The following is a 26,965-nucleotide window of genomic DNA, read 5'->3' on the forward strand; positions in this document are numbered from 1 at the left end:
CACCGGCCGCGACCGCGCTGGCCCATTATCTCGATCACCTTGCCGGTGAGCGCCGCTCGAGTGCGCGCACGATCGAGGCCTATGGCCGGGATCTGGGCGGCTTTCTCGCCTTCATGACCGATCATCTGGCACAGGCGCCGGACCTCGCCGCCCTGTCCAGCCTCAAGGCAGCGGAATACCGCGCCTGGATGGCGGCGCGCCGGCGTGACGGCCTGTCGGCCCGCTCGCTGGCCCGTGAGCTCTCCGCCGTGCGCGGCTTCTTCCGCTACGTCCAGCGCCGATGGGGAATCGACGCGCCGGGTCTGCTCGTTGTCGAGGGTCCGAAACTGCCGCGATCGAAACCCAAGCCCGTTTCCGAGGACGCGGCTGCTCGCCTGCTCGACGAAGCGGGCCAGCGCGGCGGTGAAGCCTGGATCGAGGCGCGGGATGCTGCGCTGGTCGCCCTCCTCTATGGCTGCGGCCTGCGCCTGTCCGAAGCGCTGTCGCTGACCGGTGCGGATACGCCCCTTCCGCAAAGCCTTCGGATCACCGGCAAGGGCAACAAGACCCGCATCGTACCGGTACTGCCTGCCGTCCGGACCGCCGTCGAGACTTATGCCGGTCTCTGCCCGTTCGAACTGGCGAAGGAGGCACCGCTCTTTCGAGCCGCGCGCGGCGGCCCCCTCGGCCCCCGCGCCGTGCAGAAGCTGATGCAGACCCTCCGCTCGCGCCTCGGCCTCGGCCCGTCGGCAACCCCGCACGCGCTACGGCACGCCTTTGCCACTCACCTCCTCGCCCATGGCGGGGATCTGCGCGCGATCCAGGAACTTCTCGGCCATGCCAGCCTGTCGACCACGCAGGTCTATGCCGACATCGAGCCGGCCCGGCTCATGGCGGTGCACGCCGCCGCCCATCCGCGGGCCAGAAACCGCGACCGGAACCGCCTGCCGCGCAACTGAATCCCTTCATGCGCAGTTCATGGCGACACGCCATAGTGCGCCGAAATCCAGCCACAGGATGCTGACCCATGCTTTCGCTTGTCTCCGCCCTCGTCCTCGCCGCGTCGCTGTCGGGCCAGGAGGCGACACCTGAACAGCAGGCCGCCGACGAGATTGCGCAGAATTTCGATGAAGGGGTCGAGTCGCCGGAATCCTGGGCCGACGGGCTCGTCGGGTCTCTGATCGATGTCGCCGAAATCGCCTCTCCCGAGGGCCGTATCGTGATCGACGACCCGGACAGCCTGTCCGCGGACCTCGCCGACATCATGGGGGCCATCTGGCCGACCCTGCAGCAGGGCGACGGCAATAATGGCGAATTCGGTCTCAGCTTTGACCTGCACACTTATGGCGCCGGAGAGACCCGCGCAGGCGACGAGATGTGTCCAGCCGGGAGCGAGGGCGTGGCCTATGAAGGCCCGTTCGAGGATGCCGGGCCGGGCACCACGGTGCGCGTGTGCCGCGGCTATGAGGAAACGCCGGAGGGCGACTTCTACGGCCAGGCCATCGTGCTCTCGAACGGACCGCGCGAAGGCGTCTTCATCTTCACGCTGCTCACCACGAATGACGAAACGGCCGAGCCGATCGCCGATGCCGGTGCGCTGATCAGCGAGCGCCTTGCCGCCTCGGTCCGCTTCCCCGGCTGACTTCCGCCAAACGGCTTGCAATGCTGCGCGAGTCCCGTCACTTTGAATTATAAAGTGACGGGAGATCGCCATGAATGCGCATGCCGAACAGGACATTGCCTGGCTCAAATCTCTGGCTGAGTCCGGGGCTCAGGCACCGCTCATAGGCGGGCGCTATCTCCTCCTCTGGGGCGGGCTTTCCGTTCTCGCGACCTTCGCACACGGCCTTGTCGTTGCGGGACTGCTGCCGGTACCGATGGCAAGCGTCGGCTTCATCTGGCTCGTTTACGGCATTGCCGGCGGTGTCGCCTCGCGCCTCATCGGCAGCGGGCTCGGTGACAAGCCAGGCGCAACTTCGGCGGCAAACCGGGTATCACGCGCCGCCTGGACCACGGTCGGGTTCGGCATCTTCGGATATGTGCTGGCGATCGTGCTCTGGACGTCGGCCTTCGGTGCGCCCGTCCTGCTGTTTGACAGCATACTGACGATCGCCTTCTTCGGGTATGCCTTCGCCTTCTCGGTGACGGCAGCGCTCTCCGGTCTGAAATGGCTCTATGGCCCGGCGCTGCTCTCTGGCCTCGCGGCGATGGCGACGCCGGTCCTCTACGGCAGCGCGGCGCTCTATTTCGGCGCCTCGGCCGTCATTCTGACTGCCGCTGTCCTGCCCGGCGCGGCGATGATGATGCGCGAACCCGGGAAGGCTGCATGAACGAGCAGAGGTTCGACGCCGCGGCGCTCGACGATGTCATCCATTCCAAGCTGAGGCTCGGGATCATGGCCTATCTGTCGGGCGTGGAATCCGCGACCTTCGGAGAGTTGAAGGAACGCACGGGCGCGACGGACGGCAATCTCTCGGTCAGCCTCAGAAAGCTTGAAGAGACCGGCTATATCGCGATCGACAAGCGTTTTGTCGGCCGCCGGCCGCAAACCCGGGCCAGCCTGACGGATGCCGGGCGTTCGGCCTGGCTCGCCTATCTCGACCAGATGCGGAATCTGCTCGGCGGCGCGTGATCAGGCCGCGGCGGCGCGGCGGGGACGCTCGTAGCGCACGACGCGCTCGCCCTCGTCCGGATCGTCGAACGTCTCGGTCTCCACGAATCCGGTCTTCTCCAGAACACGCTGTGACGCAGTGAGGTGTGGCAAAGTGTGCGCGATGATCCGCTTCACGCGCGGGTCGGATTCCGCCCAGTCGAGCAGGCCTTCGACGGCCTCGGTCGCCAGCCCCTGTTCGCGGAATGACAGCAGCATGGAATAGCCGACCTCGACCGTGCCGCTTGCGTCGGGCGCGCCCTTGAAGCCCCCCGCCCCGACCAGACGGTCGGGCTGTCCGGCAACACCCGGCCAGATGAACACCCAGGTCAGCCAGCCGGCCTCGTCCGGATCGGCGTTGAGCCGGTCATCAAGCCGGGTCAGCGCCTCGCCATCCATCAGTTCCGGCGGCCAGACGATCTCGTGGCGCACCCCGAGGGCGTCGAAGAAGGCTGCACGGTCCTCGATCTGCAGCCGGGACAGTGACGTGTTGAGCGCCACCAGCTTCAGCCGCTTTGTCCGGATCTCGATCAACCGTTCGGTCATTCTGCCTTCCGCGATTCAAGAGTCGCCACGCGACCGAAGAACGCGCGGCAGGATAGTCTGGTTTCGGCAAGCCACCTCGTGCCGGAGCGCGGGGGACGCATGCCGACACACCAATCCTAGCACGGATAGACCTGATTCTCGTGTAAATTGTTTGTCAGACGAGCCGAAAACCGGCCGTGATCGGGTCTTCCCGATTACATCTGCATCGTCCAGCCTTCCACGCCCATGGCCGCCTGGCGGATCGCCTCCGTCATCGTCGGGTGGGGGTGGCTGGTCCGGGCAATATCCTCGGACGCGGCGCGGAACTCGAGCGCCAGCGCGGCTTCCGCGATCATCTCGCCCACGCCCTTGCCGATCATGTGGACGCCCAGAACCTCGTCCGTCTTCGCATCGGCCAGAACTTTGACGAGGCCGTCCGTCTCGTGATTGGCCCGGGCGCGCGAATTCGCGAGGAAGGGGAATTTCCCGACCTTGTAGGCGCGGCCGGATTCTTTCAGCTGCTCCTCGGTCTGTCCGACCGACGCGATTTCCGGATTGGTGTAAACCACGCCCGGAATGGCGTTGTAGTTGACGTGCCCGGCCTTGCCCGCAATGCGTTCGGCACAGGCGACGCCCTCGTCCTCGGCCTTGTGCGCCAGCATTGCGCCATGCGTGCAGTCGCCGACAACCCAGACATTCTCCGCGCTCGTCTGCCAGTGATCATTGGCAATGAAGCCGCGCTTGTCGGTTTCGATCCCGACCGTCTCCAGACCGAGACCTTCCGTATACGGACGGCGTCCGATGCAGACGAGCACCGTATCGGCTTCGAGCGCCTCATCCGAGCCTCCAGAGGCAGCCTCTGTCGCAACCGACAGCTGGCCATTCTCGCCTTCGCTGACGCCGGTCACCTTGCGGCCGAGCTTGAAGCTCATCCCCTGCTTGGCGAAGATCTTCTGGGCCTGCTTGGCGATCTCGCCGTCCATGCCCGGCAGGATGCGGTCGAGATATTCCACGACCGTGACCTCGGCACCGAGGCGGCGCCAGACCGACCCGAGTTCCAGCCCGATCACGCCGGCACCGATCAGCACCAGCTTGCCCGGCACCTTCTCCAGCGACAGCGCCCCGGTCGAGGACACGACACGCCTCTCGTCGATCTCGACGCCCGGCAGCGGCGTCACTTCCGACCCGGTCGCGATGACGATATGCTTCGTCTTCAGCGTTTGCGTCTTGCCATCCGTGTCTTCGACGACGACTTCGCCCTTGCCGGCGATGCGGCCCTTGCCGCGGATGTGATCGACCTTGTTCTTCTTCAGCAAGCCCGCAACGCCCTTGGTCAGGCCGGTCACCGCCTCCTGCTTGCGCGCCATCATCGTCTCAAGGTCGTAGGACAGTTCGCCGGTCTTGATCCCGAAGCCTTCGAAATCCTTCGCCGCCGTCTCGTAGAGTTCCGAAGCGTGCAGGAGCGCCTTTGACGGGATGCAGCCGACATTGAGGCAGGTGCCGCCGAGCGTGTCGCGCATCTCGATACAGGCGGTCTTCAGTCCCAGCTGACCGGCCCGGATGGCGCAATTATAGCCGCCGGGACCACCCCCGATGATGACGACGTCGTAGCTCTCGGACATGGCGGATTTCCCTTGCGGCAGGCGGGTGTCGGTGCGTTGGCGCGCACCCTACTCCGGCACGCGCGCCCGTCAATGCGTCCGCACGCCCCGGAACGGTCATAAGGGCCATGCCGTTATGTATGCAGAGCGATGAAGGAAACGCCCCATGGCTGTCACCACCCATCCCCCCGAACGGAAGCGCCCGCGGCGCACCCTGTCGCGCGGCATCATCAAGGGCAGCCTGATCGGTGCCGTGATCGGCCTCGTGGCCGCGGCCATCCTCGTCTTTTCCCTGGGTGCGGTCCGCCCGACGGAACAACTGGCCGTGGAGGCCTTCCTCTATCTCGGCTTCGAGGCAGGCTTTGCCGGCGCCATCATCGGCGGCCTGCTCGCCGGCCTCAGCCGGTTGAGGAATACGGCCTGACACGAATTTGCTTGCACTCCGGTTCATCGTTGGACAATTTGGTTCAACGTTGAACTAATGGGTGCGACATGCCGGGAAGCCGCCGGAATTTTTTGCGGGTTGCTGGCTCCACGGCGGTGATCCTCGCCGTAGGCGCGACCGGCTTTGCGCTGACACGGAACCCGAACACCGCCCGCCGGCCGTGGACCGAAGCCGGCACCTATCCCGACCCGATGCGCCGCGCCCTGTCCTGGGCCTTGCTGGCGCCGAACCCGCACAATCGCCAGCCATGGCTCGTGGAGATCGAGGGGGAGGACGAGGCGCTGCTACTGTGCCAGCTTGACCGGCGCCTGCCCGAAACAGATCCGTCCGACCGGCAGATCACGATCGGTCTGGGCGCCTTCCTCGAACTTTTCCGCATGGCCGCCGCGGAGGAAGGCTTTCTGGCCCGGATCGATCCCTTTCCGGATGGAGAGGCAGGGGACCGTCTCGACACACGGCCAATTGCGCGCATCCGGCTTGAACCCGGCGGCACGCCGGACCCGCTGTTCGTTCATGCGCGTGACCGCCACACGAACCGCACCGCCTATGACACCGGCAGACGCGTCGCGGAATCGTCTCTACGCGCAATCGGATCGGCGACGGTTTCGGGCGTGGACAGCGGCTTCATCAATGATGTGGACACGGTCGCATCGCTGCGTGATCTGTGTTGGCAGGCCAGCGAAATCGAACAGCGCACGCCGCATACCTGGCAGGAAACCGTCGATCTGATGCGCATTGGCAAGGCGGCAATCAATCGCAACCCCGACGGGATCGCGTTGCCCGGGGCGATCCCCGACCTGTTGCGCATGACCGGCGTGATGACGCAGGAGACAATGTCCGATCCGGGCAGTCTCGCCTACCAGCAATCCCTTGATCTCGTCGAAAGCTGGGCGCGCACCGCCATGGCTTTTGTCTGGCTGCGTACGGACACCAACACGCGCATCGATCAGATTAACGCCGGAGCCGCCTATCTGCGCGCAGCGCTCACGGCCGCCGGAGAAGATGTGGCGATCCAGCCCATGAGCCAGGCGCTACAGGAATTCCCCGAGATGGCCGGTCCCTATACCGAGATCCATCGGCGGCTCGCGCCGGAGGGCGGAACGGTCCAGATGTTCGCCCGTTTGGGCTATTCCCGCGGCGTGCCGCTTGCTCCGCGCTGGGGGTTGGAGACACGGTTGAGGTAAGCGCGCTAGGCTGCCCGGCATGAACGAGTCCCCCGCCATGCCAGACACGGTCTACGAAGTCCTCGTCCAGATCGGGATCATCAATCAGCTGGCATCCAGCGCGCTGGAACGGGTGCTGCCGGGCGGGCTTCGACTGGCCCATTTCACATTGATGACGCACCTCTCCCGGCGCGGCGGCGCCTGGAGTCCGGCGCGTCTCGCCAATGCCCTTCAGGTCACGCGCGGCGCCATCACCAACACCGTGGCGCGCCTCGAAAGCCGGGGACTGGTCGAGGTCACACCCGACCCCGATGACGGGCGCGGCAAGATGGTGCGCCTGACCCAGGCCGGCTCCGAACTGCATGCGCGCGCCGTATCGGCCGCTGTCGGACGGCTAACCATTCTTTCGGACCGGTTCACCCAGTCCGAATTCGACGCCGCGCTGCTCTTCCTGAATGCGCTGCGCGACACACTCGACCGCGACCGCCCGCAATGGAATGAGGCACTCGGCCGGGCCGAGGAGACGCCCTAGCGCAGGATCCCGCGCCCGACCGCCCAGCGCGCGAACAGGAACTGCACCGCGAGGATGGCAAGGATCACCAGCGAGAAGATCAGCGCGCCAACCCCGCTGACCGCGAGCGCGCCGGCCATGCCGTAGTGATAGATCAGCGACACCAGGAAGAGCGCGATCGACAGACCGGCGAGATGCATCGCCCATTTCATCCGGGCGAGGAACAGGATTGCACCGATAAAGGCCGCGAACACCGCTGCCGCCCACACGCCCGTGAGCCAGGCCGGCAGCGCCGTCATATAGGCCTGCTGTTCTGCGCCCATCGCGGCGAGATAGGTCTCGGTCATCAGCCTGTACGAGACGTAGTCGATCACGCCGACGATGTTCCACAACACGAAAAGCACGGCAACGATCCAGAACCAGACCGGAACCTTCGCGCCGGTCGGCGCGGTTTGCGTATCAGTCATGGGTCCCTCCCCCTTTGATTGATCGGGGGAGGCTAACGCCAAGAGAAAGCCCGCGCACGCAAAAGCGTCGCGGGCTCTCGTTTTCGTGAGCGAAGAGGGATGCGGACTACAGGTCCAGCACCAGCCGGGCCGGGTCTTCCAGCGCGTCCTTCACCTTCACGAGGAAGGTCACTGCCTCGCGGCCGTCGACGATGCGGTGATCATAGCTGAGCGCCAGATACATCATCGGACGGACCACGACCTGGCCCTTCTCCGCGACCGGGCGTTCCTGGATCTTGTGCATGCCGAGAATGCCGGACTGCGGCGCGTTGAGAATCGGCGTCGACAGGAGCGAGCCGAAAATCCCGCCATTGGAGAGCGTGAAGGTTGCGCCCTGCATGTCCTCGATGCCGAGCTTGCCGTCACGGGCGCGCTTGCCGAGATCGATGATTTCCTTTTCGATATCGGCCAGCGACTTGGTATCGCAGTCGCGCAGCACCGGCACGACGAGGCCGCGCTCGGTCGAGACCGCCACGCCGATATCGTAATAGTTCTTGTAGATGATGTCCTCGCCGTCGATCTCGGCATTGACCGCCGGGAGCTCCTTGAGGGCATTCACGCAGGCCTTCACGAAGAAGCTCATGAAGCCGAGCTTCACGCCGTGCTTTTCCACGAAGGCGTCCTGATGCGTCTTCCGCATCGACATGATCGCACTCATGTCGGCCTCGTTGAACGTGGTGAGCATCGCCGCCGTGTTCTGGGCATCCTTCAGGCGCCGCGCGATCGTCTGGCGCAGGCGGGTCATCTTCACCCGCTCCTCGCGCGGACCGGTTTCCCGGGCAGCCGGCTTCGCCTTCTCGGCGGCCGGTTCGCGCTTGGCTTCCGCCGAGGACGGGGCCGTCGCGCCGGATTCCAGCGCCTTCAGCACATCGCCCTTGGTGACGCGGCCGTCCTTGCCGGAGCCTTCGACGCTGTCGAGGTCGACATTCTTTTCCTCGGCCATGCGTGCCGCGGACGGCATCGCCTTCTTCTCATCGCCGGACTCGTCGGACTTCGCTTCGGCCTTGGTCTCTTGCTTCGGCGCTTCGGCGGCCGGAGCGGCGTCCGCTTTCGCCTCGCCGGTGCGGATGCGCGCGATTACATCGCCGGGGGTCACGACATCGCCTTCGTCGGCGAGCCGTTCGGCCAGGATGCCGTCCGCCGGACAGGGCACTTCGACCGCGACCTTGTCGGTCTCGATCTCGACCAGCGCCTGGTCCTTTTTCACCGCCGCGCCGGCATCCACGAGCCAGGCCCCGACCGTGCCTTCCGACACGCTCTCGCCCATCTCCGGGATGGTCGCTTCGACCAGATCGCCATTGCCGGTTTCCGCCTTTGACATCGCGTTGTCCGCCTTCTTCTGTTCGGGCTGCGCGCTCGATTGCGGCGCGGCGTCCTGCTTTTCTTCGATCTTCTCTTCCGACTTCTCTTCCGTCTGGGCCGGAGCCGCACCTTCACCGCCCAGTTCGGCCAGCTTGGCGCCGATCTCGACGGTCTCGCCTTCGGGCGCGACGATCTTCGTCAGCGTGCCATCGGCATCGGCGCGGACCTCGATCGAGACCTTGTCGGTTTCCAGTTCGACGAGGATGTCGTCCTTCTTCACCGCGTCGCCTTCGGCAAAATTCCAGCTGCCCACCGTGGCTTCGGATACGGATTCACCCAGCTGGGGTACGGTGATGTCACTCATGTCGATCGTCCTTCGGGTTCGGGTCAGACGGTGGATATTCGGTCAGGTCAGAGCGTCAGCGCGTCGTCGATCAGCGCGTCCTGCTCTTCCTTGTGTTTCTGGACGGAGCCGGCGGCGGTCGAGGCCGAGGCGGGACGGCCGACATAGCGTGGCCGGGTGGTCTTCGCCTCGGCCTGCTGCAGCACCCACTCGATATTCGGCTCCATGAAACTCCAGGCCCCCATGTTTTGCGGCTCTTCCTGGCACCAGACCATGTCGGCGTTCACGAAGCGCTTCAGCTCGTTCAGCATGGAGCGTGCCGGGACGGGATAGAATTGCTCGACACGGAGCAGGTAGATGTCGTCGATACCGCGCTCCTCGCGCGCTTCGAGAAGGTCGTAATAGACCTTGCCCGAACACAGCACGACGCGCTTGATCTTGTCGTCCGCGACCAGCTTCGTCGTCGTGACCTCGGACCGTCCCTCGTCGCGCGCGGAATGATCGGCATCGTCCCACAGCACGCGGTGGAAGGACGAGCCCTCACCCATCGCCTTGAGGTTCGAGATGCAGCGCTTGTGACGCAGCAGCGATTTCGGCGTCATGATCACCAGCGGCTTGCGGAAATTGCGGTGAATCTGCCGCCGCAGGATGTGGAAATAGTTCGCCGGGGTGGAGCAGTTGGCGACCTGCATATTGTCCTGCGCGCACTGCTGCAGGAAGCGTTCGAGGCGCGCCGAGGAGTGTTCCGGACCCTGGCCCTCATATCCGTGCGGCAACAGCATGACGAGGCCGGACATCCTGAGCCACTTGCGTTCGCCGGCGGCGAGGAACTGGTCCACGATCACCTGCGCGCCATTGTAGAAGTCGCCGAACTGCGCCTCCCACATGACGAGCGTGTTCGGGGCCGACAGCGAATAGCCGTATTCGAAGCCGAGCACGGCCTCTTCCGACAGCATGGAATCGATCACCTCATAGCGGGCCTGGCCCTCGGAGAGGTGGTTGAGCAGCGTGTAACGCTCTTCCGTTTGCTGATCGATGATGTGGGAATGGCGCTGCGAGAAGGTGCCGCGGCCGCTGTCCTGACCGGACAGGCGCACCGGGAAGCCTTCGTCGAGCAGGCTGGCGAAGGCAAGATGCTCCGCCGTCGCCCAGTCGATCCCTTCGCCCGCCTCGATCGCGGAGCGCCGGTTGTCGATCACCCGCTTCAGCGTCTTGTGGACGTCAAAGCCGTCCGGGATTTCGGTGAAGGCCGTCCCGAGCCGCTTCAGCGTCTCTTCCGGCACCGCCGTCTCGCCGCGCCGCTCGTCCTCTTCCGGCAGTCCGAGGCCCGACCAGACCCCGTCCAGCCAGTCCGCCTGCTTGGGTTCGAACGTCTTTCCGGCCTCGAACTCGTTGTCGAGGAAGTCGGCGAATTCCTGCGTCCAGCTGTCGAAATCGGCCTGCGTGATCACGCCTTCCTCGATCAGGCGCTTGGAATAGAGCGCGATCGTGGAAGGGTGCTGCTTGATCTTCCGGTACATGATCGGCTGGGTGAAGGACGGATCGTCGCCTTCATTGTGGCCGAAGCGGCGATAGCAGAACATGTCGATGACCGCGTCCTTGCCGAAGAGCTGGCGGTACTCCGTCGCCATCTTCGCGGCATAGACCACGGCCTCCGGGTCATCCCCGTTCACGTGGAAGATCGGCGCCTGCACCATCAGCGCGACGTCCGACGGATAGGGCGAGGAGCGCGAATCCTTCGGGCTGGTCGTGAAGCCGATCTGGTTGTTGACGATGAAGTGGATCGCCCCGCCGGTGCGGTGACCCCGCAGGCCCGACAGGCCGAAGCATTCCGCCACGATGCCCTGTCCGGCAAACGCCGCATCGCCGTGCAGCAGCAGCGGCAGGACTTTCGGCGCCTGATTGGTGTCGAAGCCGAACTCGCGGCGCAGCTTGGTCTGCTTCGCGCGCGCCTTGCCCAGGACGACCGGGTCGACCGCTTCGAGGTGGGACGGGTTCGCCGTCAGCGAGAGGTGGACGGTGTTGCCGTCGAACTCGCGGTCGGAAGACGCGCCGAGATGGTATTTCACGTCGCCCGACCCGAATTCGCCCGAAGACGTGCCCGACTGGAATTCGTGGAAGATCTGGTGATAGGGCTTGCCCATCACGGCGGCGAGCACATTGAGGCGCCCGCGGTGCGGCATGCCGACGATGATGTCTTCCACATCCATCGCGCCGCCGCGCTTGATGATCTGTTCCAGCGCGGGGACCATCGCCTCGCCGCCATCAAGGCCGAAGCGCTTCGTGCCCGGATAGCGCTTCTGCAGGAATTGCTCGAAGCCTTCCGTCTCGATCAGCTTCTTCAGGATGGCGATCTTGCCTTCCGGCGTGAAGTTGATCCCCTTCTCCGGGCCTTCGAACCGCTCCTGCAGCCAGGCTTTCTCCGCCGGGTTGGAGATGTGCATGAACTCGACGCCGAGCGGCCCGCAATAGGTCCGCTGCAGGATGTCGAGCATTTCGCGCGGCGTCGCCGTCTCGAGGCCGAGATAGCCGTCGATGAAGATCTCGCGGTCCATGTCGGCCGCGGTGAAGCCGTAGGTTTCCGGGTCGAGCTCGGGCTGCTCGCCGAACGTCGTCAGATTCAGCGGATCGAGATCCGCCGCCAGATGGCCGCGCATCCGGTAGGCGCGGATCATCATGATGGCGCGGATGGAATCCTGCGTCGCCTTGCGGATGTCCGCCGCTGACGCGCCTTCATGGCGTTCGGCGACCTTATCGATCAGTGACGGCGTGACCGCCCCGTCGATGACGCCCAGCGCCTCGCCGAATTCGTCCGCCCGGCCGAGCTTGGCCTTGCCCCAGGCAGGACCGCGCGCGGCATGACCGGTCTCGGCGGCATCGTCGCCGACCTCGGCGAAGAAGTCGCGCCACTCCGCGGGAACCGAGGACGGGTCCCGGGCGTAGGCGGCGGCCATGTCTTCGAGATAGCGGGCATTGCCGCCATAGAGGAAGGAGGTATCGAGGAAGGTCTGGTTACGCGGGCTGCGCGAGCGTTCGGACATGGGAGGCTTTCCTGCGGCCGAACGACCTTCGCGCGGCCTTGTGTCAGCGGTATGGCGGCACGCGTCTTAACGCACCGTTCCCTCCCCATTTACGCCCTTCTGCATAGGAAAAAAGGGCCCTGACACATGCTGACAGTTTTGCCTCGCCCGATGCATGCGGCGAGCGGGCGCGCAAAGCAAAGGCGCGGCCCCTTCCCGGGGCCGCGCCTGAAACGCAAATCCTGACGGAAGGGATCAGCCCTTCACGATCTCCGCGAGCGTGACGCCGATGCGCGCCGGGCTGTCGGAGACCACGATCCCGGCCGACTTCATCGCCTCGATCTTGTCTTCCGCGCCGCCCTTGCCGCCGGACACGACCGCGCCGGCATGGCCCATCGTGCGGCCCTTCGGCGCCGTGCGCCCGGCGATGAAACCGACCATCGGCTTCTTGCGGCCCTTCCTGGCCTCGGCTTTCAGGAATTCCGCCGCTTCTTCTTCCGCCGAGCCCCCGATCTCGCCGATCATCACGATCGACTTCGTTTCGTCGTCGCCGAGGAAAAGCTCCAGGCAATCGATGAAATTCGTGCCGTTCACCGGGTCGCCGCCGATGCCGATACAGGTCGTCTGGCCGAGACCGGCATCCGTCGTCTGCTTCACCGCCTCATAGGTCAGCGTGCCCGAACGCGACACGATGCCGACCGAGCCGCGCTTGTGGATATGGCCCGGCATGATGCCGATCTTGCATTCGCCCGGCGTGATCACGCCCGGGCAGTTCGGCCCGACGAGCCGCGACTTCGAGCCGGTCAGCGCCCGCTTCACCTTGACCATGTCGGCCACGGGCACCCCCTCGGTGATCGTCACGATCAGCTCGATCTCCGCGTCGATGGCTTCGAGGATCGCATCCGCCGCGAAGGGGGGCGGCACGTAAATGACGGTCGCATTCGCGCCGGTCGCATCCTTGGCCTCACCGACCGTGTCGAAGATCGGCAGCTTGGCACCCGCGCCTTCCCAGTCCTGACCGCCCTTGCCCGGCGTCACACCGGCGACCATGGCGGTGCCGTATTCGATGGCCTGTTCGGTGTGGAAGGTGCCGTTCTTGCCGGTGATGCCCTGGCAGATGACCTTGGTATGCTTGTTCACGAGTACGGACATGGATGGCGTTCCTTGTTCAGGCAGCTTGCGGCCGCGCGGGCGGCGTCTTTTCGAATTCGGTGATACGGGCGATGAAGTGCGCCGGCACGGGGGCCGGGCGGCGGGTGGTCATGTCGGCGCACACATAGGTCATGCTGCCTTCGGTCAGCAGCGTGTCGCCGCGGAACATGGCAAAGGCATAGGTCATGGACGAATTGCCGAAGCGCGCGGCGCGGAAACCGATCTCGATCTCCTCGTCGAATCGCGCCGGCGACCGGTAGTCGCAATTGGCGTTGACGGTGAAGAACTCGATCCCGTCCTGCTCGAAGGCGGATCCGCCATAGCCGAGCATGCGGAAATACTCGGTCAGCGCCAGATCGACATAGACGAAATAGTTCGGGTTGAAGACGATCCCCTGCGGATCGACCTCGGACCAGCGCACGCGCACGGTGTGGAAATAGGTGAAATCGGAGCGGGCGCTCATCCCTCGACCCCCGTGAACTTGAAGCCCAGCGCGCCGCAGAACCAGCCCGCCCCGCCGGCGATACCGGCAATCAGCGGCAGGATCAGCCACTGGGTCGAGGCATTGCAGTTCGTCCCGCCTGCCTCGCGGCACGCATTGATGCTGGATTCCACCGCGCCGCTGAGCATCAGCGCCACAAGCTGGCCGGCGAACATCGGCGCCAGCAGCCCCATCATCAACAGCGCGGCGAACACATTCCATCGCCATGACCGGATGCGGTCGCGCAGCCACCAGGCCGCGCCGATCCCGGCACCCGACATGAGGATGAAAAGGACGAGCATCATGCTGCCCGCCTACTTCCCTTGAACCGCCGCGACGATCTTCTGCGCGGCATCGTCGAGATCGTCGGCCGGGATCACGTCGAGCCCGGATTCGGAGAGGATCTTCTTGCCCTTCTCCACATTCGTGCCTTCGAGGCGCACGACGAGCGGAACCTTGAGGCCGACTTCCTTCACCGCCGCGATCACGCCTTCGGCGATCACGTCACACTTCATGATGCCGCCGAAGATGTTGACGAGGATGCCTTTGACGTTGGGATCGGCGGTGATGATCTTGAACGCCGCCGTGACCTTTTCCTTCGACGCGCCGCCGCCGACATCGAGGAAATTCGCCGGCTCCGCGCCGTAGAGCTTGATGATGTCCATGGTCGACATGGCGAGACCCGCCCCGTTGACCATGCAGCCGATCGTGCCGTCGAGCGCGATATAGGCGAGGTCGTATTTCGAGGCCTCGATTTCCTTGTCGTCTTCCTCGGTCAGGTCGCGCAGCTCGACGATGTCCGGGTGACGGTAGAGCGCGTTATTGTCGAACCCGACCTTGGCGTCGAGCACGTGCAGATTGCCCTTTTCGGTCACGATCAGCGGGTTGATCTCCAGAAGGCTCATGTCCTTCTCGGTGAAGGCCTTGTAGATCTGGCCCATCAGCTTGACGCACTGCTTGACCTGGTCGCCCTCGAGTTTCAGCGCTGCGGCGATCTTGCGGCCGACATAAGGGGCATAGCCTGCCGCCGGGTCGACATGGATGGTGTGGATCTTTTCCGGCGTCTCTTCGGCGACCGCCTCGATGTCCATCCCGCCTTCCGTCGAGCAGACGAAGGCGACGCGGCCATTGGCGCGGTCGACAAGGCAGGACAGGTAAAGCTCGCGGGCAATGTCGGCCCCGTCCTCGATATAGAGGCGGTTGACCTGCTTGCCGGCCTCGCCGGTCTGCTTGGTCACCAGCGTGTTGCCCAGCATCTGCGTGGCGAATTCGCGAACCTCGGCGACCGACCTGGCGAGGCGGACACCGCCTTTTTCGCCCGCTTCGGCTTCCTTGAACTTGCCCTTGCCGCGGCCGCCGGCATGGATCTGCGCCTTCACGACCCAGAGGGGTCCGGGCAGCATTTTCGCGGCGGCTTCGGCCTCGGCCGGGGTCATCGCGGCAGCGCCGTCGGCAACCGGCGCACCATAGGATTTCAGCAGGGCCTTGGCCTGGTATTCGTGGATGTTCATGGGAAGCGAGCCTTCAGTCCGGAATGGGAATCGGTCGTTGAACGGCCGGAATGCAGGCCTCGCTTATAACACCGCGATGGTGCGGTGCAACGCGAGCGGCCAGCCCGCCTATTCCGGCTCGCCGCTATCGTAGCCGGCCGTCTCTTCGGCCTCGGCCAGAACCGGCGATGTGGCGCGGATATCCTTGAAGTCCTCGCGCTCGTCCTTCGGCGCGGCGGGCTTCACGCGGCTGCGGATGAACATGAGGCCGGTCAGCGCGAACAGGCAGACCGCAGCATAGAGGAAGACGCCGCGCATCCCCATCGGGCTGGCATAGAAGGCGCCGGCCACGAAGGGACCGATCACGGATCCGATCGCCCAGGTCAGAAGCAGCGAGGAGGCGAGCCCTGGCAGGTCTTCCGGCTCGGCGCGGTCATTCGCGTGCGCGACGCCGATCCCGTAGTGAATGAGCGCCGTCCCGCCCCACAGCGCGATCAGGATCAGCCCCAGCGTCAGGCCCGGATCGACGAACACCATCAGGAGGAGTGTGATCGCGCCTGCCGTTCCGGCGAGACCCGCAATCACCAGTCGCCGGTCCATCCGGTCGGACAGCTTGCCGGCCGGCCACTGGCTGGCCATCGCCGCGACATAGATCGCCGCCATGACGAGCGGCGCAGCCCCGAGCGCCATGCCGGACGTCAGAGTCTCGCCTTCCGGCAGGCCAAGCCGCTCCGCCCAGATCGGAACGAAGGCGAGAAGCCCCGAATTGACCATGCCGGCGGCGAACACGCTGGCCGCGGCCGCCGGGGCGATCTGGATCAGCTTGCTCGGCATGATCATGACCGGGCGCGGCGCGCGCGGCTGGTCCTTGCGGGTCGCGGTGATCGGCACCAGCGCCAGCGCCATGAAGACGCCGATCAGTAGGAAGGCGCGCGTCAGATCCATGCCCGGCACCGCCAGCAGGAAGGGACCGATGACGAGGCCTGCCCGGCCCGCAATCTGGTAGATCGAGAACACCGAGCCGCGCCGGTTGGCCGGTGTCACGTCGGCGATCCAGCTGTCCGCGACCGCGAACATCACCGCCGTGGAACAGCCGAAGGCGAAGCGCGCGAGGAACCACAGAAGCGCCTGCGTATCGAGGCCGAGCACCAGCGTCACCGCCGCGGCCACGCCGGCCGAGGCGGCGAAGGCGCGGATATGTCCGACCCGGGCAATGAAGCGCGGCGCGTAGATCGCCCCGGCCATGAAGCCGCCAGCATAGGCCGCCGCGACGGCACCGATGGCGAGGCCGGACCACTGGTCGGCCGCCATCGCGACGGGCAGCACCACGGCCAGGCCACCGGTCGCCACATGCAGCAGCGCCATCGAGATCATCAGGACGAGAACATTGCGGTAGAAGGCCAAGGCGCGCGCCCTAACTCATGCTATGAAAGTGACACCGGAAACCTGTCGCAACCCATCACGGAGCGTTCCCATGTTCAAGCCGCGGTCCCTGTTATTCGCGATTCTCGGCAGCCTTGTGGCACTCGCGGCCTGTTCGCAGCCCTCCGGCAGCTGGACGCTGAACGCGGAGAGTTCCGCGCTGAGCTTCGTTTCGGTGAAGAACGCAACCGTACTGGAAGCCAGCCATTTCGGCACGCTGACCGGCTCGGTGAGCGAGGAGGGCAATGCCCATGTCGCCGCCCAGACCGAAACCCTCGAAACTTGGGTCGATGTCCGCAATGGCCGCATGGTCGAGCACTTCTTCCAGAGCGCCCAGCACCCGCAATTGTCGGTCGATACCCAGATCGATCTCGACGCCTATGACGACATGGAGATCGGCGAAACGCGGCGCACCGAGCTGACCCTGACGGTCACGATCGTGTCGACGCCGCGCACGCTTTACGCCGATGTGCTCGTGACGCGTGCCGGACCGGACACGGTCATTGTCGCCACGGCCGAACCGGTCATGGTCGATGCCCGCGATTTCGGCCTCGGCAATGCGGTGGAATTGCTCGAATCCCTCGCCGGCCTCGATTCCGTCTCGCCGGTCGGTGCCGTCAGCGCCTATCTCGTCTACGAGCGCTGATCGGTCAGACGGCGGGGCGAGCAACGTCCCGCCAGCCCGTCGAGCGACCATGCCCCGCCACCGCGCGCGATCAGATAGATCAACAGCGCGGCCCAGAGCGCGTGCGCGCTCCACCAGGCGCCAGGGAAGACGAAGATCTGGATCACCAGCGTCATCGCGAGCAGACCCAGCGCGGACAGGCGGGTGAACACGCCGAGCACGATCAGGATCGGCAGGGCGAATTCCGCCAGCGTCGCCATCCACGCCGCGACCTCGCCCGGAATGATCGGGAGCGCGAAGTCAGTCTCGAACTGGCCGATCACGGCCGGCCGAAGATCGAGCGGCAGGACCGGCAGCTTCACGTGATAGCGCTGCACCGGGAAGTCGTTGATCAGCTCGGTATAGCCCAGCAGGCCGAAGGTCTGGACCTTCGTCAGAAGCGAGCGCCAGAACACGCCCGCGATCGTCAGGCGAAAGAAGAAGGCCATTGCGTCGTGCGACACGACGCGTTCGACGGTGCCGAAGACGGCCGCGTGAAGCCGCGCCGCTGAACCGATCAGCGGCAGGTTTTGCAGGTGTGATGTCATGGGTCAGTCCCTCGCGAAAACGCCGTCTTTCAGAAGGCGGATAAAACTTTCGATGCCGCAGCCGGCTCGCTCGGCAGCAAGTCCAAGCGCAACCCCGGCCGCAAGCTGATCGAGAAGCGCGGCTTCGACGGGCTCGAGCGCCCGGTGACGCACTTCTTGGTACGGCCGCCAGACCAGAACGGTCTCGCCGGATTCCGGCCCGGCTTTCACCATCCGCCCCTCGAACCGGGCCGCGGCCCATGAGGCATGAAGTGCCCGATCGGAGCGCGGCAGACGGACGCTCGGATGAAGGCGGAGTGTCAGATCGGCGAGCCGCTCCGGTTCGACACCGGCGAGTGCGCCCGGCGAAAGAATGGCCGAATCCGGTGCCAGATGCGCTTCACTCCAGGCCCGGTCGAGCCGGGCAATATCGGGAAGGATGGACGGCATGCCGAGCGGGCTTTCCGCGGCGATGTAATCCGCGAAGCCGGATCCGTAGTGCGCCATTACGCCGTCCCGGGGCGGATGAGCGGTCCAGTAGGCCTTGGCGAGCGCGGCGAAGTTTCCTTCGCCGGACATCGCCCGGACCGCAGGATAATTGTCGCCCAGAACCTCGATCGCGCTGCGCACGACGGAATTCCGGTAGACGGGAAATCCGGTCAGAGTGCCGCCCGCGAAGGCCGCGACCGTCACTGTGTCCCCGCCGCGCAGCATGGAAGCGAAACAGTCGTGAAAGCCTGCCTCACGCATCGGCCAGAGCGGCCTCGTCCGCGTATTCAAGCAGGGCCTGAGCCCTCTCGCGCTCAGCCATCAGCTCCACGAAGGGCGGCAGATTGTTGTCGCGTTCGATCAGCGTCGGCACCGGACCGGTGCGCGCGATCGTTTCGCGGTAGAGCGACCAGACGGCATCCGCGACCGGCGCGCCATGCGTGTCGATCAGCAGGCTCCCGTCCGGGTCGGTCTCGTGCCCCGCGAGATGGATCTCGCCAACGGCATCGAGCGGAAAGGTTTCCAGATACCCAAGCGCATCGCGCTTCAGATTGATGGCCGTGACGAAGACATTGTTGAGATCGAGCAGCAGGCCGCAGCCCGTCCGGCGGACGGCCTCGACCAGAAACTCCGTCTCCGTCATATCGCCCTTGAGATCGACATAGAGCGACGGGTTCTCGATCAGGATCGACCGGCCCAGCGCGTCCTGCACCTCGTCGACATGATCGCAGAAGCGGTCGAGCGCCCCGGCTGTATAAGGCAGTGGCAGGAGATCGCCGTAATAGATGCCGTCATGCCGGCACCAGGCGAGGTGTTCCGACACCAATGCCGGCCGGTAGCGGTCGATCAGTTCGCGAAGCGATTTGAGGTGGTCCGGGTCCGGCCGGTCCGCGCCGCCGAGCGACAGCGAAACACCGTGCAGGGAGACGGGATGCCGCTGTGCGATGGCTTCAAGCCAATGAAGGCGCGGACCGCCGGGAAGCATGTAGTTTTCCGGATGCACCTCCACCCAGAGGCCGGGAGCGTCGGACTCCAGCACGGCGCGGTAATGCGCCGGCTTGAGTCCGAGCCCGGCCCCCATGGCACGGGGAGGGAGGCGGGTGGAGGTGATCATCACGGAAACGCTCCGTAACCGGATTACGGGCGCTCGACCGGCGTCAGCGAACCCGGACCATAGGGGGTCTGGATGTCCTCGCAGGTGCCTTCGTCGACATATTTCCAAGCATTGCCGTCATAATCGACGGTCGACGTGCCGGCGCAGGAATTGTTGCCGGTCGAGGCACAATCGTTTTCGCCGGCGAGCGAAACGCCATAGCAGCGTTCCTGGCCCTCGGGGCTCATGTCGCCGGCATCCTGGGCATGCGCGACAGAAGCGGCGAGCGACAGGGCGAAGGCAGACGCCGTCAGGGCGGCGAGTTTGGTGCTTGTGTTCATGGGAGAGTCTCCGTTCGAATGAAATTGGTCCCTCGTGATCCCGCTCATCAGGGTCACACCGGGCTTTTCGAACGGGCCGGGAGGATCGTTACAGCGCGAAGGGGCACGGCAGGTAACGCACCCCACGAGAACCTCTCAAATAATTGAAATATATAATTCTATTCTGTTCATCACATGTCGATCACGTCACCGTGACCGGACAATCGCGGACGCAGCGCCCGGCATTCGGAACGCTTATGGCAAGACGGAATGCAGCGCGCCGTGTAACCATTTCGCGATTGTCGGCGAAAGGCCTTGATAGAGACGCTCATGTCCCGGACGGAAGTCACGCTCGGAACGCTGATGGTGCTCGCCCAGTCGGGCGACCGGCAGGCCTATCGCGCCGTGCTCGAAACGGCACGTGTCAGGTTGATCGGCTATTTCACACGGCGCCTCTCGGCAGATCCGGGCAGCGCCGAGGATCTGGTACAGGACACGCTGATGGCGGTGCATGAGAAACGCGCGACCTATGACCCGACCCTGCCCTTCGGGGCATGGCTGCACGGGATTGCGCGCTACAAGCTCATCGACCACTACCGGCGCCACAAGCGCCGCGAGACGATACCGCTCGGGGAGGACGATTTTGCGGCGGATACCGATGACGCCGCAGCCACGCTCGCCCGCATCGATGTCGACGCCATGCTGGCCCGCCTGCCGCAAAAGCAGGCCGCGGCGATCCGGCTCATCCACCTCCAGGGCCATACGGCGCGGGAAGCAGCGGAACGGCTCGGAGCGGGCGAGTCCGCCGTGAAGGTCAGCGCCCATCGCGGCCTGAAAGCCGCCGCTGCGCACGCCGCGTCGAATGAAGAGGAGCGATCATGACCGACCCCATCGATGATCTCGTCGGCGCGCTCGAACCGGTCCGCCCCGTGCGCCCGGCCAGCCTCGCCCTTCGCTTCGTCTTCCCGGCCTTGCTGGTTTCGGCGGCCGGTCTGGCGATCCTGATCGGCATGCGGCCGGACATGCCCGCGGCGCTGGTCCTGCCCTCCTTCTGGATCAAGCTGATCGCCATGACGGCGATCGCGGCGGCGGGCTGGTTCGCCCTGTCCGCCGCATCACGACCTGGCCGGTCTCCCGCCCCCGGCCTGATCGCAGCGGGAGCGCTCGTCATTCTGCTGCTCTTCGTCGGTCTCGCGAACCTCGCCTTCGCGGGTCCGGGCAATCGGATGGACCTCCTGATGGGACATTCGATCCAGCGGTGCCTGCCATTCGTCGTCCTGACCGCCCTTCCGGTCTTCGCGGGCAGCCTGCTTGTCCTGCGCCGAATGGCGCCCACGCGTCTGCATCTGGCGGGATTGGCGGCAGGCTTGTTCGCGGGCGCGGCAGGAGCGGCGGTCTATTCGCTCAGCTGCAACGAGGCGAGCCTGACCTTCCTGGCGGTCTGGTATCAGCTCGCCCTGCTCATCGTGGCAGGGCTGGGCGCACTGGCCGGACCGCGCCTGCTGCGCTGGTAGACCCGCTACTGCCTGCGGCGCAGAAATGCCTGAAAGTGCGAGACATTGCGTGCAAAGCGATAGCTGGTGAAGCCGGTCGCGTGCGGGACCTCGGGCGGGCAGTACATCTCGTCCGATATCCGGTCCGACGTGGCGGTGACCGCGAACGGCCCTTCGGAGACGCAAAAGGCCGCATCGTCGTAACTTTGCGGATCATCCTCCGCGAGCGGGGAGTCCGGCACCCGCGTCATCCAGTGGACAAGGCTGTCGTCCGGAAAGCCGCGCCAGATCGGTGCGCACGTCCCGTCCTCGACATGCGCCCAGCCTGACACACGCCAGAAGCCGCTCGCTTCGCGCGCCGCCGTCGCGACCTCCGCGCCGCCCGGCGCGAAGACGCAAAGCTCGACCGTCCTGAGCGGTTCGGCCATGCCGTCGGCCGCGGCAGGCGTGGCGGCACACAAGTCCCCGTCTTGCGCGAGATCGCTGCAGCCGATCCGCCAGTCCACGACGCCCCATTCCTGCCGGAAATGCCGGACGGTCTGCGTGGAGAACCCCACCCGGCGCGTCCTGTCTCCGCAGGGCGGGGCGTCCAGCACACCCGTGTTGAAGCCTTCGGCGGGAAGACAGTGCGCGAAATCGCCCTCGCCCGCCGGCCACTGCCAGGTGCCGGAGAAGGCGGCGAGCGCCATCCGGTCGCCGACCACGCCGTGGATCGCGCCTTCGAGGCACGCATTCGCCTCGACCCGGAACCAGCCTTCCGCGCGCCGTCCGCCCGACGGATTGGTGTCATAGGCGGCAGCGACCCCGACCGCGAAGGACGTGTCATTGCACAATCGCATCAACACGGGGCGGCCTTGCGCCTCGGCAGCCGCGCCGCCGAAAACCAGCAGGGATAACAGGATGATCAGACGCGTCATGGCCGCAAGTTAGTCACAACTTGCGATGGTTGTCAGCCCGAATGCTTATTGCGCCGCGGGCTCGGGATCGGGCCGGCGCAGGAAGGTCATGTCGCGGCCGATCACATCGATCCGGACCACTTCGCCGCCGGAAACGAAGATGTCGTTCTCCGGTTGTGTCCCGCGCACTTCGAGGCGCAGCGTGTCTTCATAGCGGCCCGCAGGCGTGTCGACCGCCCCGCCCTCGAACGCCGTGACCGTCACCGTCGCGACAGAATTGGCCATGACCGCATACCAGACATAGGTGACGGAGTCGCCCGGTGCGAGCCCCATGAAGGGGGCCAGCACGAAAGTCGCCGCGCGCGGCATCGTCCCGTCGGGCAGGTCCAGCGCGATCGGCGCGCTCTGCTCGCCGCTCAAGGGGCGGAGGATGGTCTGAATACCTGTCACCCGGCCATCGGAAGCGACCGTATCGAGCGTCATGACCGCCGATTCCTGATGCCACAGGATGACGGTTTCCAGCGGCGCGAAATCGCCGTCCGTCATCGCGGCGGTCATGGATTCAAAGATGTCGCCGCTCATCATCATGGTGCGGTCGAACATCTCGATCCGCTCGCCATTGCGGCGCCAGCCGAGGCGCATATAGCCGTCAACCTCGCCCTGGTTGATGAATTGCAGATTCATTTCGCCGGTGTCGGGCAGGCGAGCGGCTGCTTCGGTGCGCCAGTCGTCCTGCGCGAGCGCCGCAGCGGGAAGGACAAGGGCCACGAGCGCGGCCATCATGATCGGTTTCAAAAGGAACTCTCCCCCGGAAATTCAGATCCGGGGGAGAGTGTGACACGCGCCAGTGAGGAAGGGGCTGACAAGCGCGTCATTCGCTTCACGTCTGCGTGACGCGAAGGCTTACCAGTATCCGCCGCCCATCAGCTCGACACTTTCCTCGCGGGCCTCGCCTTCGGCGACCGTAAAGACCGCCTCGTCGTAGCGGGCGCCCCGGAAGCGCGGGAAGGGGTTGTTCGAGAAGCCATAGCCCTCGGTCGGCACGCCCATGAAATTCATGTTGAACTGCCGGTCGGCATTTTCGTCGTGATAGATGCGGATCGCATACTCGCCGGCTTCAAGCCCGTCGAAGGTCAGCGTCACCCGGCCGTCGACCGGCTCGGCGCGGTCGAAGGAGAGCGGCTCGTCGCCGTCCCAGGACTCCGCGCTGTTGTAGAGCGCGACTTCCAGCGTGCCGCCATCGCGGATCTCCTCGACCGTGACGGTGATGCTGGCGTCATCGGCCAGGACGGGGGAGGTGACCGCCGTCGCGGACAGGGCGGCGGTGGCGGCGAGGATCAGGGAAGACATCAGGGTATTCATGGCAGTTCTCCTTTGCTCGCCGGACGGATCGTCCGTCCGGCGTGTGTGTGTGCGGGTTGAGGTTTGGATTGCGGGGCGGGCTCAGCCGCCGAACAGCATGACGTGCATCAGGCGGCCGGGCATGAAGGCGAACAGGCCGGGGATGACCAGCGCACCGAAGAAGGCGCCGTAGACCGCATTGCGATGCTTGTTGATCAGGCCGCGGCGGGCATTGGCGATCATCCCGTAGACCGCCATCAGCGTCAGCGGCACGAAGATGTGGATGAAGCTGAAGCCGCCGTCATTGATCTGCCGGATGAAGATCGCCGAGATCGCGGTCGTCACCATCAGCACGGCCCAGACATAGCCGACCGTGCGGTGCGGGATCGTGCCCTTGGGCGCGAACATCTGGACCGTGCCGAGCACGAGCGCGCCGATTGCGGTCGAGGCGTGCAGCTGGATCACCCAGGGCGCTTTCGCGAAGGCCCCGAAATCCGGATTGATCGACCAGTCGACCGATCCGAACAGGTTTCCGACAAGACCAAGATTGCCGTCCGTCGCCTGCCAGTAGACCAGCAGCAGCACGACCGAGAGTGCGGCGAAACCGCCGCCGAGATTCATGAGGACCGAGCGCATGCCGCTGACGGGCTTGTCGTCTCGAGTGATTTGGACCTGACCATTCATGTCGCTTCCTCCAATCTGCGCCGGCACCCGGTTGACCGGGCCGGCCGTGTTCGACGAGGCAAGCGATGCCCGGCGGCGGCGGGCGGGAAAACTTCATCTTCGCAAGCGGGCTGTCTCCCGACGCGAATGGCGCTAGTTTTCCATTCGCGTATCGCGAATGGAGGGGGCTGACAGGCATGACGTGGATCGAGCGGGCGAAGCAGCTGCTGCCGGGCGCCGGATTCATCGTCGGCGTCGGCACGTTTCTGGCCTTCCTCGCCCCTTACGAGACCGACGGCATGCGCTGGCCCTGGGTCTGGTTCTACTGGACCGGCCTGATTGCCTGGGGCGGTCTGTGCGGCAATATCGGTGCGGCCCTGCTCGAACGCCATGCGCCGGGCCTGCCGGACTGGATCAGCTATCCGGTTCTGTCGCTCCTGATCTCCATTCCTGTGTCCGCGGCGGTCCTGACCCTGCAGGCCCTGTTTGGAGACCCCAGCCCGATGTGGGTCTGGCCGGTCGTCTTCTTCTTTGTCTGGGTGATTTCTGCAGCCGTCACCTTTCTGACCTGGCTGATGGACCGTCAGACGGCGGCTGCCGCCGGGCCGTCGGCCGAGCCGATCATTGCCCGCACCCTGACCGACAAGCTGCCCGTTCGCCTGAGGACGGCGGACCTCCATGCGCTGCAGTCGGAGGACCACTATCTGCGCGTCCACACCTCGGCGGGGGACGCGCTGATCCTGATGCGGCTGTCGGACGCCATCGCCGCGGCGTCCGCACTCGAGGGCGAACAGACCCACCGCTCCTGGTGGGTGGCGCGGTCCGCCATCACCGACGCCCGCCGCGACGGGTCGCAGGCCGTGCTGACGCTGAAGGGCGGGATCGAAGCCCCGGTCAGCCGGGCGAATGTCCCGAAACTGCGCGAAAAAGGCTGGCTATAGGCGCTTCCCCTACCCTCGAAGGGGAGCGGGGTGGGGTGACGACTCCGAGATAAATTACAACAATGATCTCAGGGCAACGAACGATGGCGTCCCTGACGAAATGCGAATCCGCTCTTGAGAATTTGAACGGTCACTTTGGGAGCATTGACGGTGGCGATAAGACCTCTGTTTCTTTTTCTCTTCGCGTTCCCAATAACAGGATGCGATCAGAACTCATCATCCGATCAATTGCAGTATTACAATGTGGAGGTGTTCATTCGGTCGTCATCCGATGAACCAATTGGAGCGGGAGAAGAGTTTATTGTTTCCGAAACGCGGTCCAACATTTTCGGAACCGGAACGCCTGCTGTCAATTTTGCAATTACAGATTCCGAAAGCACCATAGAAATTGAAGGTTTTTATTGCTCTCCAATATCTATTGAATGGATAGGGCGCGTTGATAATTATCAAATACCACCTGGAGAAAATTCAATCACGATAAATTTGACGCAAAATGACGAGTCCCGCCCGCAAGACTTGATGTGGGCAGAGGTACTACGCGGCGTAGTCGAGACATATGGCCCCAAATTTCGAGGTGGTACGGAGTCGGATCGCTCCTGTCGTGATTGAACCCTGAATCCAAAGACTTAAGGTACAATCATTTTTGGCATGTTCTTCAGCCGAGTGTCTGGCTTCAATTGGCGTTCCCCCTCCCCTTGAAGGGGAGGGATGCGAGCGGCTTGCGTCAGCAAGACGGGAGCGGGGTGGGGTGAGCGTTTCTTTTTCCCGGGGTTCCAGAAATCCCCGCCTGCGCGGGAACAGGCATTGGGAATCCGAAACCGGGTGCATGCTTCAGGTTCCCATTTGCATGGGAACCCTATGACTTCAAAAATGACGTTTCCCGGATGGCGGAGCCGGTCCGGGAGCCATGATCTAAGTTTTGTGGACCCCGGTCTTCGCTTCGCGAAACCGGGGAGCGTCATCACGACGAAACCGGTATGGAGAACGGAAGTGATACCACCTTGGCAAAAATTTCCAGATTTCCTGCCGCGAGATCACACAGATGTTCATGAGAGAAGTGAGGCGATCAGCTACCGATCAAAGTTCGTTATTTGGTACTTGAAACTCCCGTCGGAAGAAGCGGAGAGATTCAAACAGGAGAATCCCGAACCGGAGCATTGGGCCGAAGTGTACGAAGCCTTGGATTCAATGCGTCGCAATTAGAAATTTCTTCCCGAAATTTGGGATCAATCGGCTGGCGTGAGGATTCGGAAACCCTCTAGCCCCGACGCCCCCGCCACTCGTCACGCGTCTGGCCCCAGACATCGACGATCATGCCGAAGCCCGCGACCTCGGCCTGCTGGCCGGTATGGTAGGAGCCGAGCTTCTTCGCCACGCCGATCGAGCCGGTATTCTTTTCATCGATCAGGTGGATGACGCTGTCCCAGCCGAGGTGATCGAACGCCCAGTCGATCGAGGCCGACGCCGCCTCGCTCGCATAGCCCTTGCCCCAATGCGCGCGGGCGATCGTCCAGCCGACTTCCGGCTGCACCCAGCCATGCGGATTCCACGGGCCGACGCGGCCGACCCATTGGCCGGTGTCCTTTTCCAGCACCGAGAAGAAGCCATAGCCGCGCACCGCCCAGTGGCCGATGATCGCCATCAGCCCGCGCCAGGCCTGGGGCGGGTTCTGCACACCGCCGATATAACGGGTGTTTTCCTCGTCCTGCATCGCCGCCGCGAGCGGTTCGAAATCGGCCTCGACCGGCGGGCGCAGGATGAGACGTTCGGTCTCCAGCCTCGGTCCGAATGTCGATGTGTCGATGCTCATCTCCGCCTCGCTCTGTCCCTGTGTGACATGGAGAAGGCCCCGCTCGGCGGACGCGCGCAAGTGAAATGACCGACAGGTGAACTGCATTGCACATGTTCCGCCCCATTGCGGCCCGGCAATTGCACCGCCCTCATGTCA

The 26,965-nt window shown here is 64.8% G+C and carries 30 protein-coding genes; 11 read left to right on the plus strand and 19 right to left on the minus strand.

All coding sequences use genetic code 11. The annotated features are described in order from the left end of the window. Nucleotides 1-17: 17 nt before the first annotated feature. From L5876_RS10140 to L5876_RS10155, 4 genes are all read left to right on the plus strand, one after another. The gene (locus tag L5876_RS10140) at nucleotides 18-938 is read left to right on the plus strand and encodes a tyrosine recombinase XerC (RefSeq protein WP_236956296.1); all 921 of its coding nucleotides are present in this window, start codon (nucleotides 18-20) and stop codon (nucleotides 936-938) included. A gap of 68 nt (nucleotides 939-1,006) precedes the next feature. Next, complete coding sequence (locus tag L5876_RS10145; RefSeq protein ID WP_236956229.1) at nucleotides 1,007-1,621, plus strand: hypothetical protein; 615 nt, start codon at nucleotides 1,007-1,009, stop codon at nucleotides 1,619-1,621. Nucleotides 1,622-1,691: 70 nt separating this feature from the next. Beyond that, on the plus strand, nucleotides 1,692-2,309 hold the full coding sequence (locus tag L5876_RS10150; RefSeq protein ID WP_236956230.1) for a hypothetical protein: 618 nt from the start codon (nucleotides 1,692-1,694) through the stop codon (nucleotides 2,307-2,309). Continuing rightward, nucleotides 2,306-2,611 (plus strand): transcriptional regulator, encoded by a 306-nt coding sequence (locus tag L5876_RS10155; protein WP_236956231.1) that lies wholly within the window; start codon nucleotides 2,306-2,308, stop codon nucleotides 2,609-2,611. The genes L5876_RS10150 and L5876_RS10155 overlap by 4 nt, the downstream gene beginning before the upstream one ends. Here the strand turns inward: L5876_RS10155 and L5876_RS10160 are convergent, their stop codons facing one another. Together L5876_RS10160 and lpdA are read right to left on the minus strand one after the other, a co-directional pair. Further along, nucleotides 2,612-3,175 carry a GNAT family N-acetyltransferase gene (locus L5876_RS10160; protein ID WP_236956232.1) on the minus strand — a complete coding sequence of 188 codons (564 nt, stop codon included), beginning with the start codon at nucleotides 3,173-3,175 and terminating at the stop codon, nucleotides 2,612-2,614. It abuts the gene before it with no gap. Between the two features lie 194 nt (nucleotides 3,176-3,369). Further along, nucleotides 3,370-4,776 (minus strand): dihydrolipoyl dehydrogenase, encoded by a 1,407-nt coding sequence (lpdA, locus tag L5876_RS10165; protein WP_236956233.1) that lies wholly within the window; start codon nucleotides 4,774-4,776, stop codon nucleotides 3,370-3,372. A gap of 145 nt (nucleotides 4,777-4,921) precedes the next feature. Between lpdA and L5876_RS10170 the strand changes: the two genes are divergently transcribed. From L5876_RS10170 to L5876_RS10180, 3 genes are all read left to right on the plus strand, one after another. After that, nucleotides 4,922-5,179, plus strand: coding sequence for a hypothetical protein (locus L5876_RS10170; RefSeq protein ID WP_236956234.1), 258 nt, complete (start codon nucleotides 4,922-4,924; stop codon nucleotides 5,177-5,179). A gap of 116 nt (nucleotides 5,180-5,295) precedes the next feature. Continuing rightward, nucleotides 5,296-6,384: a hypothetical protein gene (locus tag L5876_RS10175; protein ID WP_236956235.1), complete on the plus strand. Its 1,089-nt coding sequence runs from the start codon at nucleotides 5,296-5,298 to the stop codon at nucleotides 6,382-6,384. Between the two features lie 19 nt (nucleotides 6,385-6,403). Beyond that, complete coding sequence (locus tag L5876_RS10180) at nucleotides 6,404-6,895, plus strand: MarR family winged helix-turn-helix transcriptional regulator (protein ID WP_236956236.1); 492 nt, start codon at nucleotides 6,404-6,406, stop codon at nucleotides 6,893-6,895. Here L5876_RS10180 and L5876_RS10185 read toward each other — a convergent pair. From L5876_RS10185 to L5876_RS10225, 8 genes are all read right to left on the minus strand, one after another. Continuing rightward, the gene (locus tag L5876_RS10185) at nucleotides 6,892-7,341 is read right to left on the minus strand and encodes a hypothetical protein (protein ID WP_236956237.1); all 450 of its coding nucleotides are present in this window, start codon (nucleotides 7,339-7,341) and stop codon (nucleotides 6,892-6,894) included. The two genes, L5876_RS10180 and L5876_RS10185, sit on opposite strands and share 4 nt — an antisense overlap. A gap of 106 nt (nucleotides 7,342-7,447) precedes the next feature. Continuing rightward, a complete protein-coding gene (odhB, locus tag L5876_RS10190; protein WP_272906942.1) occupies nucleotides 7,448-9,046 on the minus strand; it encodes a 2-oxoglutarate dehydrogenase complex dihydrolipoyllysine-residue succinyltransferase in 1,599 nt (532 codons plus the stop codon). A gap of 47 nt (nucleotides 9,047-9,093) precedes the next feature. Further along, nucleotides 9,094-12,066, minus strand: coding sequence for a 2-oxoglutarate dehydrogenase E1 component (locus L5876_RS10200; RefSeq protein WP_236956238.1), 2,973 nt, complete (start codon nucleotides 12,064-12,066; stop codon nucleotides 9,094-9,096). Nucleotides 12,067-12,300: 234 nt separating this feature from the next. Further along, a complete protein-coding gene (gene sucD / locus L5876_RS10205; protein WP_236956239.1) occupies nucleotides 12,301-13,197 on the minus strand; it encodes a succinate--CoA ligase subunit alpha in 897 nt (298 codons plus the stop codon). Nucleotides 13,198-13,213: 16 nt separating this feature from the next. After that, complete coding sequence (locus L5876_RS10210) at nucleotides 13,214-13,660, minus strand: thioesterase family protein (RefSeq protein ID WP_236956240.1); 447 nt, start codon at nucleotides 13,658-13,660, stop codon at nucleotides 13,214-13,216. After that, entirely contained in the window at nucleotides 13,657-13,983 is a 327-nt protein-coding gene (locus L5876_RS10215; protein WP_236956241.1) for a hypothetical protein, read from the minus strand. Before L5876_RS10215 ends, L5876_RS10210 begins: the two co-directional genes overlap by 4 nt. Before the next feature lie 9 nt (nucleotides 13,984-13,992). After that, nucleotides 13,993-15,189: an ADP-forming succinate--CoA ligase subunit beta gene (gene sucC / locus L5876_RS10220; protein ID WP_236956242.1), complete on the minus strand. Its 1,197-nt coding sequence runs from the start codon at nucleotides 15,187-15,189 to the stop codon at nucleotides 13,993-13,995. A gap of 108 nt (nucleotides 15,190-15,297) precedes the next feature. Beyond that, nucleotides 15,298-16,572 carry an MFS transporter gene (locus tag L5876_RS10225; protein ID WP_236956243.1) on the minus strand — a complete coding sequence of 425 codons (1,275 nt, stop codon included), beginning with the start codon at nucleotides 16,570-16,572 and terminating at the stop codon, nucleotides 15,298-15,300. A gap of 70 nt (nucleotides 16,573-16,642) precedes the next feature. Here L5876_RS10225 and L5876_RS10230 point away from each other — a divergent pair, with 70 nt between their 5' ends. Beyond that, a complete protein-coding gene (locus L5876_RS10230; RefSeq protein WP_236956244.1) occupies nucleotides 16,643-17,236 on the plus strand; it encodes a YceI family protein in 594 nt (197 codons plus the stop codon). Here L5876_RS10230 and L5876_RS10235 read toward each other — a convergent pair. Genes L5876_RS10235 through L5876_RS10250 form a run of 4 tightly spaced genes read right to left on the minus strand, consistent with a single transcriptional unit; the run spans nucleotide 17,224 to nucleotide 19,704 of the window. Then, nucleotides 17,224-17,802, minus strand: a complete 579-nt coding sequence (locus L5876_RS10235; protein WP_236956245.1) for a DoxX family protein — start codon at nucleotides 17,800-17,802, stop codon at nucleotides 17,224-17,226. The genes L5876_RS10230 and L5876_RS10235 overlap by 13 nt on opposite strands. A 3-nt stretch (nucleotides 17,803-17,805) precedes the next feature. Then, the gene (locus tag L5876_RS10240; RefSeq protein WP_236956246.1) at nucleotides 17,806-18,531 is read right to left on the minus strand and encodes a DNA-binding domain-containing protein; all 726 of its coding nucleotides are present in this window, start codon (nucleotides 18,529-18,531) and stop codon (nucleotides 17,806-17,808) included. Further along, nucleotides 18,524-19,384: a DUF692 domain-containing protein gene (locus L5876_RS10245; RefSeq protein WP_236956247.1), complete on the minus strand. Its 861-nt coding sequence runs from the start codon at nucleotides 19,382-19,384 to the stop codon at nucleotides 18,524-18,526. The genes L5876_RS10240 and L5876_RS10245 overlap by 8 nt, the downstream gene beginning before the upstream one ends. A 23-nt stretch (nucleotides 19,385-19,407) precedes the next feature. Continuing rightward, on the minus strand, nucleotides 19,408-19,704 hold the full coding sequence (locus L5876_RS10250) for a DUF2282 domain-containing protein (protein ID WP_236956248.1): 297 nt from the start codon (nucleotides 19,702-19,704) through the stop codon (nucleotides 19,408-19,410). A gap of 309 nt (nucleotides 19,705-20,013) precedes the next feature. Between L5876_RS10250 and L5876_RS10255 the strand changes: the two genes are divergently transcribed. Next, nucleotides 20,014-20,565, plus strand: coding sequence for a sigma-70 family RNA polymerase sigma factor (locus tag L5876_RS10255; RefSeq protein WP_236956249.1), 552 nt, complete (start codon nucleotides 20,014-20,016; stop codon nucleotides 20,563-20,565). Beyond that, nucleotides 20,562-21,197, plus strand: coding sequence for a DUF1109 domain-containing protein (locus L5876_RS10260; protein WP_236956250.1), 636 nt, complete (start codon nucleotides 20,562-20,564; stop codon nucleotides 21,195-21,197). Before L5876_RS10255 ends, L5876_RS10260 begins: the two co-directional genes overlap by 4 nt. Nucleotides 21,198-21,202: 5 nt before the next feature. Here the strand turns inward: L5876_RS10260 and L5876_RS10265 are convergent, their stop codons facing one another. The 4 genes from L5876_RS10265 to L5876_RS10280 form a co-directional block, all read right to left on the minus strand. Continuing rightward, nucleotides 21,203-22,093 (minus strand): DUF1036 domain-containing protein, encoded by an 891-nt coding sequence (locus tag L5876_RS10265; RefSeq protein WP_236956251.1) that lies wholly within the window; start codon nucleotides 22,091-22,093, stop codon nucleotides 21,203-21,205. A gap of 45 nt (nucleotides 22,094-22,138) precedes the next feature. Beyond that, the gene (locus L5876_RS10270; RefSeq protein WP_236956252.1) at nucleotides 22,139-22,867 is read right to left on the minus strand and encodes a hypothetical protein; all 729 of its coding nucleotides are present in this window, start codon (nucleotides 22,865-22,867) and stop codon (nucleotides 22,139-22,141) included. Nucleotides 22,868-22,975: 108 nt separating this feature from the next. Further along, nucleotides 22,976-23,434, minus strand: a complete 459-nt coding sequence (locus L5876_RS10275) for a DUF2141 domain-containing protein (protein WP_236956254.1) — start codon at nucleotides 23,432-23,434, stop codon at nucleotides 22,976-22,978. Between the two features lie 81 nt (nucleotides 23,435-23,515). Further along, on the minus strand, nucleotides 23,516-24,097 hold the full coding sequence (locus L5876_RS10280; RefSeq protein ID WP_236956256.1) for a DUF2306 domain-containing protein: 582 nt from the start codon (nucleotides 24,095-24,097) through the stop codon (nucleotides 23,516-23,518). Between the two features lie 176 nt (nucleotides 24,098-24,273). Between L5876_RS10280 and L5876_RS10285 the strand changes: the two genes are divergently transcribed. Continuing rightward, nucleotides 24,274-25,017, plus strand: a complete 744-nt coding sequence (locus tag L5876_RS10285) for a LytTR family DNA-binding domain-containing protein (RefSeq protein WP_236956257.1) — start codon at nucleotides 24,274-24,276, stop codon at nucleotides 25,015-25,017. A 1,258-nt stretch (nucleotides 25,018-26,275) separates the two neighbouring features. On the opposite strand, the gene L5876_RS10290 is transcribed toward L5876_RS10285, so the two are convergent. Beyond that, a complete protein-coding gene (locus tag L5876_RS10290) occupies nucleotides 26,276-26,827 on the minus strand; it encodes a GNAT family N-acetyltransferase (protein ID WP_236956258.1) in 552 nt (183 codons plus the stop codon). Between the last annotated feature and the right edge of the window lie 138 nt (nucleotides 26,828-26,965).

The sequence above is a fragment of the Hyphobacterium sp. SN044 genome, assembly GCF_021864465.1.
In the GTDB taxonomy this organism is placed as follows: domain Bacteria; phylum Pseudomonadota; class Alphaproteobacteria; order Caulobacterales; family Maricaulaceae; genus Hyphobacterium.